Raw genomic sequence first — 15,825 nt, 5'->3', positions numbered from 1 at the left:
CATACCAAGCCATCCGCTGCTGCTGGGCAGGCTCCCAATCAATCGGGATGGGATGGGTGACGGAATCGGTGCTTGTGCTGGAGCAGCGCCTCGCTCCCAATTCCTTGAAGCCAGATCTGCGATTACCTCTGACGGCTGATGAAAGAACGGTGCTGCGAGGTCGTCGCCGCACGGTCTGCGGCCGGGAGGTGCTGCTGCAGTTGCCGCGGGACCAATCGCTCCAGCCAGGAGATCAACTCTGTGATGCTGATGGAATCACGCGGGTGGAGGTGACAGCGGCACCCGAGGCGTTGCTCCGGGTGCAGGCCGCGACTCCACTGGAGTTGATGCAGGCCGCTTATCACCTGGGCAATCGCCATGTTGCCCTCGAGCTTTATCAGCAGGAGCTGTTCTTGCTGGATGATGCCGTCCTCGCCGATCTGCTGGAGAGCCGAGGTCTCAAGCTGAGTCGGTGCGTCCGGTCGTTCGCGCCGGAGGCGGGTGCTTATGGAGTGCATCAGCACGGATGACATCGCTTGCCCTGCTTCAGCTGGTGAGTCCGGCTTTACCGGTCGGAGGATTCAGTTATTCCGAGGGCCTGGAAGTGCAGATTCAGGCCGGCATGCTGGCGGACGAAAGGGCTCTCGAGGGCTGGCTGGAGGCAGAGCTGACCAGGGGCTCCCTGCGGCTGGAGGCAGCGTCGCTGGTGACTCTCGCCGATGACTGCTCGGCCTGGGTTCTGCGTGGGGATGCTGCGGCGCGCCAGCGACTGTTGAATCTGGACGGCTGGCTCCTGGCGACGCGTGATGCCGCTGAGCTGCGCGCGCAGCATCGTCAGATGGGTCAGTCCTTGCTTCTGTTGTTGGCAGAGATGGGCCATTCCCTGCCGGCTCCTTTATCTCTGGCCTGGCCGGCGTCATGGGCCTGGGCCGCGAGGGCTTTGAAGCTGTCAGATAGAGAAATGGTGCAGGGTTACCTCTACAGCTGGGTAGCCAATCAGCTCAGTGCAGCGGTCAGGCTGTTGCCGTTGGGTCCGTCCCGGGCCCAGGTGCTGCAGCAAAGAGCGCTTCCCTTGATCGCCGATCAGGCTGAGCAGCTGCTTGATCATGATCCTCAGACGTTGTGGAGTGGCGGTGTCGGTGTCGGGCAGGCGCAGCTCGCCCATGCTGAGCTCTATTCACGCCTGTTTCGAAGCTGATGAGCAGCAAGCTGCGTTTAGGAGTCGCCGGTCCGGTTGGCTCAGGAAAGACAGCGCTGGTGGAAGCGTTGTGCCGCCGCCTGCGTGATCAGCTTCAGCTCGCTGTCGTCACCAACGACATCTACACCCAGGAGGATGCCCAGTTCCTGACGCGGGTTGGTGCTCTGGAGCCTGAACGGATCCGAGGCGTTGAGACCGGCGGTTGCCCGCATACGGCGATCCGAGAGGACTGCTCGATCAACCGGGCTGCAGTGGCGGAGCTTGAGGCTCAGTTTCCAGGTCTTGATCTTGTACTGGTGGAAAGCGGTGGTGACAACCTCGCCGCCAGTTTCAGTCCGGAACTGGTCGATCTCTGCATCTATGTCATCGATGTGGCTGCTGGAGACAAAATTCCACGGAAAGGAGGACCTGGTATCACCCGTTCGGACCTCTTGGTGATCAACAAAATCGATCTGGCATCAATGGTGGGTGCAGATCTCTTGGTCATGGAGCATGACACCAAGCGGATGCGTGGTGATCGCCCCTGGTGTTTCACAAACCTTCAAACTGGAGAAGGCCTCGAGAGCGTGGAGGCGTTTGTGTTGCAACAGCTACCGAATTAAGTCAACGAATCGCGGCAATTCCCAAAATGTTGTTGTCGATACAAAGCGGGTCGAAGTCGGTTCATACGGTCCCATGGTCGCCCTCATGGCGGTCTCATCCACCGTGTGTCTTTCTTTATGAATTCAACGTTTACGAAGCGTCTGCTTGCTGCATTCGCGGCCACGACAGTGGGAGTCACGATGACCGCCTGTGGCGGTGGCAGCGATGATTCCGCTAGTGGCGACTTTGATGGTGAAATCAAGGTCGGCATCCTTCATTCCCTGAGCGGAACGATGGCGATCTCCGAAACGACTCTGAAAGAAGTCGAGGAGATGGCGATCAAGGAAATCAATGAAGCCGGCGGTGTCAAGGTCGACGGCAAGAGCTACAAGATCACTTACACCTCTGAAGATGGTGCCTCGGATTGGCCCACCTTCGCAGAGAAGTCTCAGAAGCTGATCGACGCCGACAAGGTTGCCGTTGTGTTCGGCGGCTGGACATCGGCTAGCCGGAAAGCAATGCTTCCGGTTTATGAAGCCAAGGACCATTTCCTCTTCTACCCGATTCAGTACGAAGGCCAGGAGTGCTCCAAGAACATCTTCTACACCGGCGCTGTTCCCAACCAGCAAGCTGAGCCTGCAGTTGACTGGCTGTTTGAGCAGTTCGCCGACAAGTATGGCAAGAAGGTCTACCTGGTTGGTTCTGACTACGTTTATCCCAGAACTGCTAACACCATCATCAAAGAGCAGGTCAAGAGCCTGGGTGGTGAGACGGTCGGTGAGGACTACATCCCTCTCGGCAACACTGAGGTGGCGCCCATCATCGCCAAGATCAAGAAAGAGTTCCCTGATGGTGGAATCATCATCAACACTCTGAATGGCGATTCCAACGTTGCCCTGTTCAAGCAGTTCAAGGCAGCAGGAATCACTCCTGACAAGTACCCGATCATGTCCTTCTCCATCGCTGAGGAGGAGATCCGTCAGATCGGACCTGAGTATGTGGGCGGCACCTATGCAGCCTGGAACTACTTCATGTCCCTCGGGACCCCAGCTTCCGACACCTTCAACGCAGCATTCCTTGCCGAATACGGTGATGAGCGTGTGACGAACGATCCGATGGAGTCGGCTTACAACATGGTCTACCTCTGGAAGGCTGCTGTTGAGAAGGCTGGCACGTATGAGGATCTAGATGCAGTGCGGAACGCACTGATCGGCATCAAGCTTGATGCTCCTCAGGGTCCGATTGAGATGTATCCCAACCACCACATCTCGCAGACTGTGCGGATTGGTGAAGCCAAGGAGAGCGGCCAGTTCGAGATTCTCTGGGATAGCAAGACCCCCGTTCCTCCCATCACCTGGAACCAGTACGTTCCTGAGACTAAAGGCTACAAGTGCGACTGGACGCTTGATCGTCCTGACGCCGGAAAGTTCAAGATGTGATCGTTACGTCTGAACTCGTTTGAATAGTGGGCCACAATAAATTTGTGGCCCCTTTTTTTTACCCCATGTACTGATGGAATTAATTTTTTCACAGCTCCTTGATGGGCTCAGCATCGGGTCAGTTCTGCTTCTCGCAGCGACGGGCTTGGCCATCGTTTTTGGTTTGATGGGAGTGATTAATCTCGCTCATGGCGAGTTGATGATGGTTGGAGCGTATGTGACTTTTGTCACACAAAATATGTTCAAGCCACTCGGCGAAGGCATTTTTCAATTTTATTATCTTTTTGCGCTCTTTTTTGCCTTCATCATCACTGGCCTCGTTGGAGTTCTTTTGGAAAGAACATTAATACGACAGCTATATGGGCGACCTCTTGAAACATTGCTCGCTACGTGGGGTGTCAGCCTCGTTCTGATTCAATTCATCCGTAGTGTTTCAACAAGTATGGTTGTAGGGATATTAGTTGCCATCATCCTTGGTTATTGCTTTAAACGCTTCTCACCTACAAAACTCAAGAGCGCTTCGTTCTATCCCTATCTTTCAGGACTCGTCTGGGTTGTGGCATCAGTGATTGGTTTCGTTTCAATCACTGCGATGTCAGCTTCTAAGCCACTTTCTAAAGCTTGGTTTGGGCCTCGAAATATTGATGTGACGGCCCCGAAATGGTTGCAAGGAAGCTGGGGTTCGATTGCGGGGATTGAGTTGCCGGGTATTCGAATCTTCATCATTATCCTCTCTGCTCTTCTGCTTGGCTTTGTGGCATGGTTTCTTACAAAGAGTGTCTGGGGATTACGCATCCGTGCGGTGACTCAAAATCGTCAGATGAGCAATTGCCTCGGTATTCCCACTGACAGCGTCGATAGCATCACCTTTGGCATTGGGTCTGGCCTGGCTGGTGTGGCTGGGAGTGCGATTACCTTGCTTGGCTCCGTGGGTCCCAATCTCGGTGCTGCCTATATCGTTTCCTGCTTCATGGTCATTGTTCTGGGAGGGGTGGGAAATCTTGTCGGCACTGTGATTGCTTCGATGATGCTTGGAATCATTCAATCCATCATTGGATCTGGCGCCATTCTGATTGCTTTCCCAGATATACCAGCTGCTCCTGCTGCAGTCATTGAGTTCTTCGCAACAACGAGCATGTCCTATGTGTTGATCTTTATCTTTATCATTTCGTTCCTTCAATTTAAGCCAACTGGGATGTTCCCTCAGAAGGGCCGATCTGTCGAATCCTGATCTTTTCATTTTCATTTTCCATGAAAATTTTCAAAAAGCTGCTTCCCTGGCTTCTTCTAGCTTTCGCATTCTTTGTTCTACCGACGATTCTTTCACAGTTCCGCCTCAATCTTTTTGGCAGGTATTTTTCTCTAGCTATCGTTGCTTTAGGCATTGATCTTATCTGGGGATATACCGGACTTCTCAGCCTGGGTCAAGGTATCTTTTTTGCCCTGGGTGGTTATGCCATAGCTATGCATCTTCTCTTGGTGACCAACAATGATTTCACCACGGGAGCCAATGGTCTGCCTAAGTTCTTCGAGAATTACGGTGTTGATAACCTTCCATTTTTCTGGCAACCATTCTGGTCGTTCCCTTGGACACTGATCGCTATTTGGTTGATTCCTGCTCTGGTTGCAGGTCTTGTTGGATATCTGATTTTTAGAAACCGAATCAAGGGTGTTTATTTCTCCATTATCACCCAAGCATCCTTGATGGTTTTTTACCATTTTTTCAATGGTCAGCAGAAGCTGGTCAATGGAACAAATGGTCTTAAAACCAGCACCACTGAGATATTCGGAATGATTGTGGGCTCAGACGATGCTCAACTCATGTTTTATCGAATCACTCTCATAATTCTGCCGTTTGCCTATCTTCTTTGTAAGTTTCTGACCAGTGGACGTTTCGGTGATGCTTTGATCGGTATCAGAGACGATGAGGCGCGGTTGCGTTTCAGTGGGTTTAATCCAGTTCCATTCAAAGTCATTGTCTTTCTTGTTGCTGGCGCCTTGGCTGGTATCTCTGGGGCACTCTATACAGTTCAGTCAGGTATCGTTTCACCTCAATTTATGGCCATTTCAATGTCCATTGAAATGGTGATTTGGGTTGCTGTTGGTGGTCGTGGAACATTGATCGGACCGATTATCGGTGCTGTTTTAGTGAATTATCTGCGCAGTCTGGTCAGTGAAGCGCTGCCTGAAGCCTGGTTGTTTGTGCAGGGTGGTTTGTTCATCTTTGTGGTTGTGTTAATGCCTGATGGCATTTATGGATGGTTTAAGAATGGCGGATTTGCATCGATGATGGCAGCCTTTGGAATTGCAAAGAAGTCTTCAACGTATCCAAAGCTGGAAATGGATGAGGGTTATACGACTCAATCTCAATAGTCTTTCCTTGTTCAACCTTTGCTTTCATGTCAACCAACACTGTTTAAGCTATGTCAACACCAATTCTTGAATTGAATGATGTCAGCGTTGATTTTGATGGTTTCTTCGCATTGACTGATCTCTCCATCTCTCTGGAGCATGGTGAACTACGGTCAATCATTGGTCCCAATGGCGCTGGTAAAACAACTTTTCTAGATGTCATCACTGGAAAGGTTAAGCCAACCAAAGGCTCAGTCTCCCTGCGAGGCTCCAGCATTATTGGTTTGTCGGAACAGAAGATTTCAAGATTAGGTGTTGGTCGAAAGTTTCAGACACCTCGCGTGTTTGAAAATCTTTCGGTCTCCAGAAATCTTGAGTTGGCTGCTTCACCGAGCAAGATGCCATTCAGCCTGATGTTTGAAAAGCTGAATAATACGGCTAAAGATGAGGTCTATCGCTTGATGGATTATGTGGGCCTTGCTCCTTATGCCAAGGTTTTGGCCGGTTCCTTGTCTCATGGTCAAAAGCAATGGCTTGCGATCTCAATGCTTGTTGCTCAATCTCCAGATATCATTCTTCTGGATGAGCCAGTTGCAGGTTTGACCGATGAAGAGACGAACAAAACAGCTGAACTGATTAAATCCCTTGCAGGTGAACATACCGTGGTGGTAATTGAGCATGATATGGAGTTTATTCGTGATCTTGCCGCACCAGTCACTGTGTTGCATCAAGGGCAGTTGTTGACGGAAGGTTCACTCGACGACGTCAAGTCTGATCCAAAAGTGATTGAGGTTTATCTCGGTCAATCCGAATAACGTCATTATTTAATTTGTCAATCTCTGAAGAACCATGGTACAAACTACAACCACAGCTCATCCCAGCTCCACAAAAACTATTCTTCGAGCTAGCGGCTTGAATGTGTATTACGGTGAGAGTCACATTCTTAGAAATGTTGACCTGCATATCCCTGAGGGGGAAATGATTTGTTTGATCGGTCGTAATGGAGTGGGGAAGACAACCTTTCTGAAGACGATCATTGGTCTTCTCGAGCAACGATCTGGTTCGATTGAATATGATGGAAAAATGTTGACAAATCAACCTCCTTATAAACGTGCCAGAGGAGGAATTGGTTATGTTTCTCAAGGTCGAGATATCATTCCTCGAATCACGGTTCGCGAGAATCTTTTGATTGGGATGGAATCACTACCAGGTGGGATGGGTCGAAATCGGCATATTGACCCGATTGTTTTTGATTTGTTTCCTATCTTGGAGCAGTTTTTGAATCGTCGTGGCGGTGATCTCAGTGGAGGTCAGCAGCAACAACTTGCCATTGCACGTGCACTGCTTGGTAAGCCAAAACTTCTTTTGTTAGACGAGCCGACTGAAGGGATTCAGCCTTCGATTATTCTTGATATCGAACGTGCTGTCAGGCGCATCATTGATGAAACAGGCATCAGTGTTCTTCTTGTTGAGCAGCATCTTCATTTTGTTAAGCAGTCTAGTTTTTATTATGCAATGCAACGCGGTGGTATTGTTTCGAGTGGCCCGACGTCTCAATTGTCTGATCAAGTAATTGGAGAATTCCTGACAGTTTAATGAGTGCAAAAAAGGGGGGATGTGATCATTATGATCACATCCCCCCTTTTTTTGTTGGCTGATTCTTTTCAGCAACCTCGATTCAACATCCAAGGACGTGAATCGTTTGTGCGTAGTCGAGTTTTGGTGGCCTCAGGTGCGTGGATTGAGTTTTTCTTACTGATAAGTTTTGGTTCCTTTGCTTCTACTTTCAATCGAATTGAAGAGGATAATGTCATGGGTGGGTTGAAAACCCTCTTCCCTTCACTGCCACAGGTAGGACATTCTGTTTGTATGGCACGTTGATCAATAGATCGCCATACCTCATAGGTGTCACATTCACCTGATTTGCAGGAATATTCGTAGACAGGCATGTTGCTGGTATTAGTGAATAATGAATAAGTAGATAGTGTTTAACATGGAAGAATGTCCTTGTCGAAAATCGACGTTGGTATGGCGAGAGTGCAGCATGCGTTTGGAATATCGACGATTCCACTGATTCGTCCCTCGACTGGTGCGCAGCTCAGCAAAAGGTAAGCCTGTTCACCTGTGTAGCCAAACTTTTTCAGGTATTCAATTGCGTTGAGGCAGGCTCTGCGATAAGCGATATGTACATCCATATAGTATTGCTTGCCTTCGAATTCATCCACTGAAATCCCTTCGAAAACTAGATAATCAGAGTAATGAGGTTCAACAGGGCTTGTCTTAAACATAGGATTGACCATCCCATATTTAGCCATTCCGCCTTTGATCAGCTCAACATGAAGATCCAGATATCCAGACATCTCGATGGCGCCACAGAATGATATTTCACCATCTCCTTGAGAAAAGTGAATGTCACCCATGGAGAGCTTTGCACCCTCCACGTAGACAGGAAAATAGATGCGTGTCCCTTTCGTCAGGTTTTTGATGTCGCAGTTTCCTCCATGTTCGCGAGGAGGAACAGTGCGAGCTGCTTCGTTGGCAATCCTTTCGAAATCCCCAGAGGCAACCTTCCCGAGAATGGCACTGTTCGGATTAGGCAGAGCTGCCAGAACAGGTTCCGTTCCTGAGAGTCCAGCCCCATAGGTTCTGCGGTCTGGAGCGGTCTGAACCAGCTCGGTTTCTCTGCGGTTCCATTCCTGAAGCAGCTCCATGGATGGAGCACAACCAATCAGGCCTGGGTGGGTGATGCCAGCGAAGCGAACTCCTGGGATGTGACGAGAGGAGGTGTAAATCCCTTCCAAGTCCCAGATTGCTTTCGCTGCTTTTGGAAAATGATCGGTTAAAAATCCTCCACCATTTTCTTTGGCAAAGATGCCGGTGAAGCCCCATTCATCACCCTGAAGTGCTCCGACCTCGAGGATATCAACAACCAGGATGTCTCCTGGTTGGGCACCATTCACCCAGATGGGTCCACTTAAGACGTGAACAACTTCAAGGTTGACATCTTCGATATCTTTCGGGTTGTCATCATCTTTAATCTGACCATCAGTCCAATCTTTGCACTCAATGCGAAAGATATCGCCTGGGTTGACTGATGCGACTGCGGGAATATCGGGATGCCAGCGGTTATGTCCAGGCATTTCTTGTTGATCCATTGGTTTGGTGAGATCAACTTTGAAAAGGGTTTCAGGCATTGCGGATGAAAAGCCGACATCCCACATTGAAGGCAAACGAAAAGGGCCAAAATGTGGCCCTTTATACGCAAAGAAAAATTGCGATGTTTTGAAATAAAAAATATGTTTTAAGTGATACTTTTTGAGGATTTGAAATATGATACTTCCATCATTTGTTAACAGTACTGCACCTTTGCTCTTAAGAAAGAGCAAAGGTGCGACTGAATCTATGTCAGTTCATGGCTGCAGCTGCGGGGACCGGTTCTGCGACGCCGTTCTGTGGCATGGGTCCTAACTTGACCCCATCGGGGTAGTACTTCCAGCCATCGCGGATGCGAACTTTTTCGTCCCAAGGGAGTTTGTACTCTCCATTGGCAAGGTCCTTGACCCAGGTGAGGTAATTCTCTTTCTCTCCTCCTGGTTTTCCGACATAAGCCCGACATCCAAGGTTGAAGATGTTATTTTCGAGAGCCCAGTTTTCTCTTGCCTTGTCAACAAGCCGAGGGAAGAGTTCGGCTGTGACAATTTCCCATGGGTTTCTATGACCCTGCTGGATTACGTTGCCATCATAATTGCAAACTGTTCCTTCGCCAAAGTAGTAGAAGACGCCATCATAGCCTGCCAGATTCACAGAAATGGTGTACATCAGATTTTGCCAAGCGTTGGTCCGGTTGGTCCAGATCCATTGATCATTGACTTGGGTTGAGTAACCTGAAATGCGGATATAAACATTGGCGCCTTTGTAAGCAGCCTCCCGAGCGAGTTCTGGGAACATGCCGTCATGGCAGATGCAGACTGCAAGCTTGGACCCCTTGGGCCCGTCGCAGACCGGCATTCCATAGTTACCTGGAGACCATGGCTCAATCGGCACCCATGGCTGCAGTTTTCTGTAATGAAGAGCAATTTCGCCATCTGAGTTGATGATGATGGCCGAATTGAACGGAGGCAGGCTGGGATCGTCGTTCTGCTCCATCAGGGAGAAAACACCCCAAACATCATTTTCCTTACATGCCTGCTTGAAGCGATCGATTTCCGGGGAGTCGATGCGTAGTAGCATCTCGTCGTAGGTCCAAATCGCTGTGTTTAAGCCTTGAGTGGAGTACTCAGGCATCACAATCAGATCTGCTTCCGGATACCCAGCTTTGGTTGAGGCTACGGCTTTGCAAATCTGATCGACTTGTGTCTGGATATCTGCTGGACCCTTGATGACAGGCACGGGGTATTGAATCATTGCGACTAGCAATGATTCTTCCCATGAGCTGACGCTGCCGGTGCTGGCCATTTGGTAAGAATGAGAACCATTCCTATCGTCTGTTCAGAGGCTGGGTGGGGCTGTATCAACCACAACTGTTGCGCCATGTTGATGCCGTCAGTGGCTCATTTGTCTTGGAAGTCGCCTTTCCGGCAAAGGTTCTGAGCTAGACGCGGGGCCCATGCAGGTGCTGGCTCGCGGCCTTTCTCCTTGGTTTCTCCATCGAAGTAGAGCAGCAGTTGCCAATCTGTCTTTCCTCCTTCGACACCCGGAGTTTCACCCTCCGACAACCGGCGACCATAAATGTTGTCGTACTGAGGCCAGTTCGGCAGATCAGGCATGCTGCAGACCGCATTCACTTCTGCCTGTAGCGTCACGTTCCCGTTGGTTGTGACGCTGATGCCTCCATCGAAGAGACCATTCGGTTGGCCTGGTTTGAAGGTTTGGGTCAGGCGAATCTCGGCATCTCCTACCACCACGAGTGTGTCGCCAAGCGCCGCTTCGTGACTTGGCGTTTCCTTGGCTTGATTGGCACATCCCTGCATGGCTGTCATGGAGAGCGCGATCAGGCACGCCATTGCCCCTCGTCCAAAAAAATCGTTCACGTGCTTCGAGGCAGTGCTCTGCCGTTCTTGTGACGCCTCCCACTCTGCTTGTCCGTCGTTCTGTGAAGACTTTTTACCGGTTGCCAGTTTGTTTCGGCGTGAACGACACATGAGGGCGGATTCTTGCCAAACTCTGTCTGTATCGAGCGCTACCAAACGTTCACCCTGATACAGGGCGCAGTGGTTCGCAGGTCATGGAACGGGGGCCTGTTCATCAACGAGAGGACGCCATGTCCAAACTTCAGTCTCAAAGTCAGAAAGTCCAGACGTCTCAACTGCTCTACCGGCCGGCCGGACGGAAGGCGACAAGAGGCGAGATCATCCGGTCCAAGAAAACGGCTGAGCTTCTCCGTCTGACGCAGGACGGGATCCAACAGTCTGAGCCTCCTGTTGCAACAGGACCAGCATCAGCCCGTGTGAAGCCACTGCGGCGTGGTGGCTTCCTTCGCTCAAGGATGACTGCTGAGTTGCTCGGGGTTGATCTGATCGGCCGCTGACGATTCGGTCGAAGCCGGGGGGTGGCGCCTCAGCAGGCCCCGAGTGTCTCTCCGGCTGGTTCATCCTGCGTTGCATATTCCTTGACATCAGCTCTGACCTGAAGCATCTGGCCTTGGAGTGACATCCTCCAGATTTCGAGGCGAGCATTTTCAGGTGCTTCGAACCAGAACAATTCAGTCGGCAACACAACTTTTTCTCGATAGAACTGATCCTGGCCGACGCATTTCACGATCACCATTTGATCGGTGTCGTTGTGATAGACGCATTCCATTGTTGAGCCATCTTCAATAGTGGCATCTTGAAGATTTTTCGCCTCAACAAGTGTTGGATTGGTCACCGATTGGATCTTGTTTCCGATTTGGTTTAGACGGCTTGATACCAAAGTCGATTTTTCTGTAGCGTCTGTAACTTTTAGCGTTCCCGGTGTTGCTTCACCTGTGTTCCTGAGGGTTGTTTGCGTGCTGCGGGATCAGTGGTGCCGGATGGCAGCAAGGCCTTGTTCGTTTGAGATCAGAGAAAACACACAGTGGCAGTTTTTCGTCTCAAATGAAACATTTGTTTTTGTGGCGCCCCGAGAAACTGATTCTGTCTTGTCATAGAGGCTGTGATGCAGAACTCAATCAGCATCTCCATGAGTCAATCCTTTGAAATGGAGCGCATCAACCGTGCCATTGATGAAACAGCTGATCCTGCCCAGTTGCAGACAATTGCCAAGCAACTGTTGCAAGCATGGTATTCGCAGAAAGCTGCGACGAATTGGGTGATTCGCCAGCACCAGCAAGGGATCTGACAGTTCTATGTTGACGGGAAGGCCTGGACAAAGGCCTTCCGAATTAATATCAGTAGCTTTTTTTACGCCACCAATTCCGTAGGTGTTGTTCTGGGCTTGTGATTGGGTCGCCTCAGGGTCTGTGCTCGCGTCGACGTCGCAGACATGGTTCGATCAGCTTGCCCGGCATCACTCAAATCAGCTTGGAGAGATGGGTTGCAGCTTTTCAGTCGCGACCAGCTCGGCAGTTGGTGGGCAATCGGTGATGCCATGAGATCTGACAATCCACATCTCAGCAGTTCAGCAAAACGATGCACGGCCAGTTCCTCTCCGTGTCGGTCGTACGGCAGACGGTTGATGGCTGAATCGATGCCGAACTGTCGGACCCGATCTTCGCCGACCCGTCGATAAAGCACCTCAAGGGTTGGTATTTGATCCATGGTCATCACGGATCCTTCGTGTTCCATCAATCCTCGCAGCACGGTGCCGAAGATCTCACCAGCCATGCGCTGGAGCCCTTCGCTGGGTTTGCTGCCCAGTTCCTTGTGTTTGTGATCAAACAGGCCGAGGTCCACCTGAGCGATGCGGGTCGGGGCCACATGGCGAAAGACCTCCGACAGAAGTCCGACCTCCAGCCCCCAATCGGATGGGATGCGGAGGTTCATGGCCAGATCGGTTGTGAAGGCAAATTCTCCTGCGAGTGGATAACGAAAGGACTGCAGATACCGCAGGTAGGGAAGCGGGCCGAAGATCTGCTCCAGGCTCACGAGCAGTGGGCCGACAAACAGCCTTGTTGCGCGTCCCTGCAGCGCCTGCGTTTCCAGCGAGAGCCTGCTGTAGAAGGCTTTCACATAAGCCACTCCATGGGAACGATCCAGCAGCGGACGCAACATGCGTTCCGGGTAAGCCGAACCGAAGGTGCGGATGTCGGCATCGAACAGACCCACCACCTCAGCGTCCTGACAGGCGACACCAAGTCCTTGCCAGACCGCCCAACCTTTGCCTGGAGGTCCGGTGACATCCAGTCCCAGCTCACCCATCGATTCAAGGAGCTGCTTGACCGCCGGTCCATTGGTCCAGTGCACCTGAACCGGGAAGGGCATGCCGGAGAAAAAGGCTTCCGCATGCGCCACATCCGCCGCCGTCGGCGCCGCCAGGGCGATCACAAGGCGGTTCAGACCTTTCAAGTTGGAGAGGGTGTCGCGGATCAGGCCAAGGGCGGGTCGGCTGAATTCCTCCATCAGGCAAGGAATCAGCAGCGTTGTGGGCCGTTGCGTCAGCTCTCGGTTGAACGCGACGGAATCGAGATTGCCAAGGCTGTAGTCATGAACCGTGGTGATCAGGCTTTGCTGAAAATCCATGCGGTGTTCAATGCGACAACGGTGGCTGAGGTCCTGGCCCATACCTGAACGGTGTTCAGGAGAAACAGAATGCAGCTCCCGCGCGACGAAACGCTGCAGGCACTGCTCCATGACCTCTACCTCGACGATTCTTCCGTTGATCCCGAGGTGCTGTCGTCGCAATTGCTGCAGATTCTGCGTGGTAGTGCAAACGATGGCGATTGCATTGCCGTCGATGAGCGCTGGTCAGGGGCTGATGCCGTTCTGATCACCTATGCGGATACGGTGACAGAGCAGGAGAAGCCTGGCCTTCAGAGCCTGCGGCTTCTGGTGAACCGTCACCTCAACCCCTTCGCATCTGTCATCCACGTGCTGCCTTTCCTGCAGTCCACCAGCGATGGCGGTTTCGCAGTGGCCAGTCATGACCAACTTGAGTCGCGTCATGGTGACTGGGGTGATCTCTCCGCGCTTGCCGGGGGGCGACGCCTGATGGCTGATCTGGTGCTGAATCACATCTCGGCGTCCCATCCCTGGGTCCAACAGTTTCTCTGCGATGACGAACCGGGTCGCTCCTGTGTTCTGGAAGCCTCTCCCTCCACCTGCTGGGACGCTGTGGTCCGGCCCCGCAGTTCTTCCTTGTTCACCCAGCTCTGCGGTCCCGCGGGAGTGCGTCAGGTCTGGACCACCTTCGGTCCTGACCAGGTCGATGTGGACTGGCGCAGTCCGGAGGTTCTGCTCGGGTTCACGCGATTGCTGGCACGGATGGTCCGCCACGGGGTGCGCTGGGTGCGACTCGATGCCGTCGGTTTCATTTGGAAGACCCCAGGCACCGGCTGTATCCATCTGCCCCAGGCCCACCGGATCGTCGAGGTGATGAGGCATCTCATGGATGCGGCCTGCTCACACGGCGTGGTGGTGACGGAGACGAATGTGCCGGAGCAGGAGAACCTGTCGTACCTGGTCAGTGGGCGGGAGGCTCATCTGGCCTACAACTTTCCCCTTCCACCCCTGTTGCTGGAAGCAGCGATCAGCGGTCGTGCAGATCTGCTGAATGGATGGTTGAGCCGATGGCCTCAGCTTCCGGAAGCAACGGGTCTGTTCAATTTCACGGCCTGTCATGACGGGGTTGGGCTGAGGGCCCTCGAGGGGCTGATGCTTGAGAGACGTCTGCTGCAGCTGTTGATTGCCTGCGAACAGAGGGGTGGCTTGATCAGCCATCGCCGACTGACCAGCGGCGAAGAGGCGCCGTATGAAATCAACATCAGTTGGTGGAGCGCCATGGCGGATGGGGGAATCGATCCTGCCCACCACCAGCGGGCTCGATTTCTCATGACTCAGCTGCTGATCGTTGCCCTGCCGGGAGTTCCGGCTTTCTACCTTCCCGCCCTGCTGGCTGCGCCCAATGATCTCGGACGCTTCCGTCGCACGGGTCACCGTCGGGATCTCAACCGACCTCAGTTCAAGGCGGAGGCTTTGGAGCGTCGTCTTCAGGATCCAGACAGTGATGCCACGGCGGTGACGACGATGCTTGCTCGGGCTCTGGATGTTCGCAAGACCCAGGCTGCGCTCCACCCGGACGCAGCCCTTGAGGTGCTCAGTACGGGTCGATCCGATCTTGTGGTTCTGCGCCGTTCCCGCCATGGTCAGGTTCTGCTGGCGATTCACAACCTCACTCCCTCCCGCCTGACTCTGGCCCTGGGGGGATTCGTCGACCCTTTGACAGGCCCCTGGGTCGATTGTCTCAACGGCTCGACTGAAGCGCTCAGCACTCTGCTGCAGTTGGAGCCCTATGCCGTGCACTGGTTGATTCAGTCATGAGAGAACGCCTCAGTTCCCGGTGGTGGGTGGTGACGGATCTGGATGGCACCCTGCTGGACCATGCCTACGACTGGACTCCGGCCGAAACGGCCCTGAGATGGCTCCAGCAGCGTGGAATTCCTGTGATTCCCTGCACCAGCAAGACCGCGGAGGAGGTGCGTCAGTTCCGGGCAGCGGCTCAGCTGAACGATCCCTACATCGTTGAGAACGGCGGTGCCATCCACGGTTCATCCGACACAGGTGAGGACTGGGAGGAGGCTCTTGGTCCCGGTTGGTCAGCTTTGAAGCCTCAGTTGTCTGAGCTGGCCAAGGAGCTCGGTGAACCGCTGCAAGCTCTCGATGAACTGACGGATGATCAGGGAGACCGCCTGCTTGGACTCTCCGGCGAGCGATTGCAGCAGGCCCAGCGCCGTCGTTGGAGTGTCCCTTTCGTTCCCCCGCCCGTGCAGATTCAGCCTCGCCTCGAGGCTCTGGCGTCAGTCCGCGGTCTGGCAGTTGTTCGCGGTAACAGGATGTGTCACCTCCTCGGAGCCGACGTCAGCAAAGGCAGGGCGTTGAATGTTCTCAGGCAACGTGTCGGTGCACCCGGGGTGAAGGTGCTGGCCCTCGGGGATTCGCCCAATGATCTTCCTCTGCTGGAGGTGGCTGATCTCGCCGTTGTTGTTCCTGGCCCTGCAGGTCCTCATCCGGAGTTGAGTGTGAACGTGGCGAGCGGTCGCTTTCAACTGGCTCGGGATATTCATGGCGCTGGCTGGGCTGAATCGGTCAGGCGCCTGCTTCCTGAGAATTAGCACGAAATCGTGTCAATATTATCACGATT

17 protein-coding genes are annotated in these 15,825 nt (G+C 52.8%); 11 read left to right on the top strand and 6 right to left on the bottom strand.

Annotated elements, in window-relative coordinates; all coding sequences use genetic code 11:
• The first annotated feature begins 56 nt into the window (after positions 1 to 56).
• The 8 genes from ureE to urtE all read left to right on the top strand — a co-directional run bounded on the left by ureE (position 57) and on the right by urtE (position 7,146).
• The gene (gene ureE, locus SynA15127_RS13090) at positions 57 to 509 is read left to right on the top strand and encodes an urease accessory protein UreE (protein WP_255475511.1); all 453 of its coding nucleotides are present in this window, start codon (positions 57 to 59) and stop codon (positions 507 to 509) included.
• Positions 506 to 1,177, top strand: coding sequence for an urease accessory protein UreF (locus SynA15127_RS13085; RefSeq protein WP_186484457.1), 672 nt, complete (start codon positions 506 to 508; stop codon positions 1,175 to 1,177). Before ureE ends, SynA15127_RS13085 begins: the two co-directional genes overlap by 4 nt.
• Entirely contained in the window at positions 1,177 to 1,779 is a 603-nt protein-coding gene (ureG, locus tag SynA15127_RS13080; RefSeq protein WP_186484456.1) for an urease accessory protein UreG, read from the top strand. Before SynA15127_RS13085 ends, ureG begins: the two co-directional genes overlap by 1 nt.
• A 117-nt stretch (positions 1,780 to 1,896) precedes the next feature.
• Positions 1,897 to 3,198, top strand: coding sequence for an urea ABC transporter substrate-binding protein (gene urtA / locus SynA15127_RS13075; protein ID WP_186484455.1), 1,302 nt, complete (start codon positions 1,897 to 1,899; stop codon positions 3,196 to 3,198).
• 73 nt (positions 3,199 to 3,271) lie between these two features.
• A complete protein-coding gene (urtB, locus tag SynA15127_RS13070; RefSeq protein WP_186484454.1) occupies positions 3,272 to 4,429 on the top strand; it encodes an urea ABC transporter permease subunit UrtB in 1,158 nt (385 codons plus the stop codon).
• Between the two features lie 20 nt (positions 4,430 to 4,449).
• Positions 4,450 to 5,571, top strand: a complete 1,122-nt coding sequence (urtC, locus tag SynA15127_RS13065; protein ID WP_186484453.1) for an urea ABC transporter permease subunit UrtC — start codon at positions 4,450 to 4,452, stop codon at positions 5,569 to 5,571.
• Between the two features lie 50 nt (positions 5,572 to 5,621).
• Positions 5,622 to 6,365, top strand: a complete 744-nt coding sequence (gene urtD, locus SynA15127_RS13060; protein ID WP_186484452.1) for an urea ABC transporter ATP-binding protein UrtD — start codon at positions 5,622 to 5,624, stop codon at positions 6,363 to 6,365.
• A 34-nt stretch (positions 6,366 to 6,399) separates the two neighbouring features.
• On the top strand, positions 6,400 to 7,146 hold the full coding sequence (urtE, locus tag SynA15127_RS13055; protein WP_186484451.1) for an urea ABC transporter ATP-binding subunit UrtE: 747 nt from the start codon (positions 6,400 to 6,402) through the stop codon (positions 7,144 to 7,146).
• Between the two features lie 68 nt (positions 7,147 to 7,214).
• Here urtE and SynA15127_RS13050 read toward each other — a convergent pair whose 3' ends face one another.
• The 5 genes from SynA15127_RS13050 to SynA15127_RS13030 all read right to left on the bottom strand — a co-directional run bounded on the left by SynA15127_RS13050 (position 7,215) and on the right by SynA15127_RS13030 (position 11,349).
• Positions 7,215 to 7,499, bottom strand: a complete 285-nt coding sequence (locus SynA15127_RS13050) for an FmdB family zinc ribbon protein (protein ID WP_186484450.1) — start codon at positions 7,497 to 7,499, stop codon at positions 7,215 to 7,217.
• A 39-nt stretch (positions 7,500 to 7,538) separates the two neighbouring features.
• Positions 7,539 to 8,744, bottom strand: coding sequence for a formamidase (fmdA, locus tag SynA15127_RS13045; RefSeq protein WP_186485746.1), 1,206 nt, complete (start codon positions 8,742 to 8,744; stop codon positions 7,539 to 7,541).
• Between the two features lie 211 nt (positions 8,745 to 8,955).
• On the bottom strand, positions 8,956 to 10,005 hold the full coding sequence (locus SynA15127_RS13040) for a formamidase (RefSeq protein ID WP_186484449.1): 1,050 nt from the start codon (positions 10,003 to 10,005) through the stop codon (positions 8,956 to 8,958).
• A 95-nt stretch (positions 10,006 to 10,100) separates the two neighbouring features.
• Positions 10,101 to 10,529, bottom strand: a complete 429-nt coding sequence (locus SynA15127_RS13035) for a hypothetical protein (RefSeq protein ID WP_186484448.1) — start codon at positions 10,527 to 10,529, stop codon at positions 10,101 to 10,103.
• Between the two features lie 577 nt (positions 10,530 to 11,106).
• The gene (locus tag SynA15127_RS13030) at positions 11,107 to 11,349 is read right to left on the bottom strand and encodes a DUF1830 domain-containing protein (RefSeq protein WP_186485745.1); all 243 of its coding nucleotides are present in this window, start codon (positions 11,347 to 11,349) and stop codon (positions 11,107 to 11,109) included.
• A 336-nt stretch (positions 11,350 to 11,685) separates the two neighbouring features.
• Here SynA15127_RS13030 and SynA15127_RS13025 point away from each other — a divergent pair, with 336 nt between their 5' ends.
• Complete coding sequence (locus SynA15127_RS13025) at positions 11,686 to 11,868, top strand: hypothetical protein (RefSeq protein ID WP_043693740.1); 183 nt, start codon at positions 11,686 to 11,688, stop codon at positions 11,866 to 11,868.
• A gap of 62 nt (positions 11,869 to 11,930) precedes the next feature.
• On the opposite strand, the gene SynA15127_RS13020 is transcribed toward SynA15127_RS13025, so the two are convergent.
• Positions 11,931 to 13,208, bottom strand: coding sequence for a glycosyl transferase (locus SynA15127_RS13020; protein ID WP_186485744.1), 1,278 nt, complete (start codon positions 13,206 to 13,208; stop codon positions 11,931 to 11,933).
• A 69-nt stretch (positions 13,209 to 13,277) separates the two neighbouring features.
• Here SynA15127_RS13020 and SynA15127_RS13015 point away from each other — a divergent pair, with 69 nt between their 5' ends.
• Both SynA15127_RS13015 and yedP read left to right on the top strand, forming a co-directional pair.
• A complete protein-coding gene (locus SynA15127_RS13015; protein WP_186484447.1) occupies positions 13,278 to 15,005 on the top strand; it encodes a sugar phosphorylase in 1,728 nt (575 codons plus the stop codon).
• The gene (gene yedP / locus SynA15127_RS13010) at positions 15,002 to 15,796 is read left to right on the top strand and encodes a mannosyl-3-phosphoglycerate phosphatase-related protein YedP (protein ID WP_186484446.1); all 795 of its coding nucleotides are present in this window, start codon (positions 15,002 to 15,004) and stop codon (positions 15,794 to 15,796) included. Before SynA15127_RS13015 ends, yedP begins: the two co-directional genes overlap by 4 nt.
• Positions 15,797 to 15,825 lie beyond the last annotated feature (29 nt).

This window comes from Synechococcus sp. A15-127, assembly GCF_014280215.1.
Lineage (GTDB): Bacteria > Cyanobacteriota > Cyanobacteriia > PCC-6307 > Cyanobiaceae > Parasynechococcus.
This window is presented reverse-complemented; position numbering and strand designations above follow the sequence as displayed.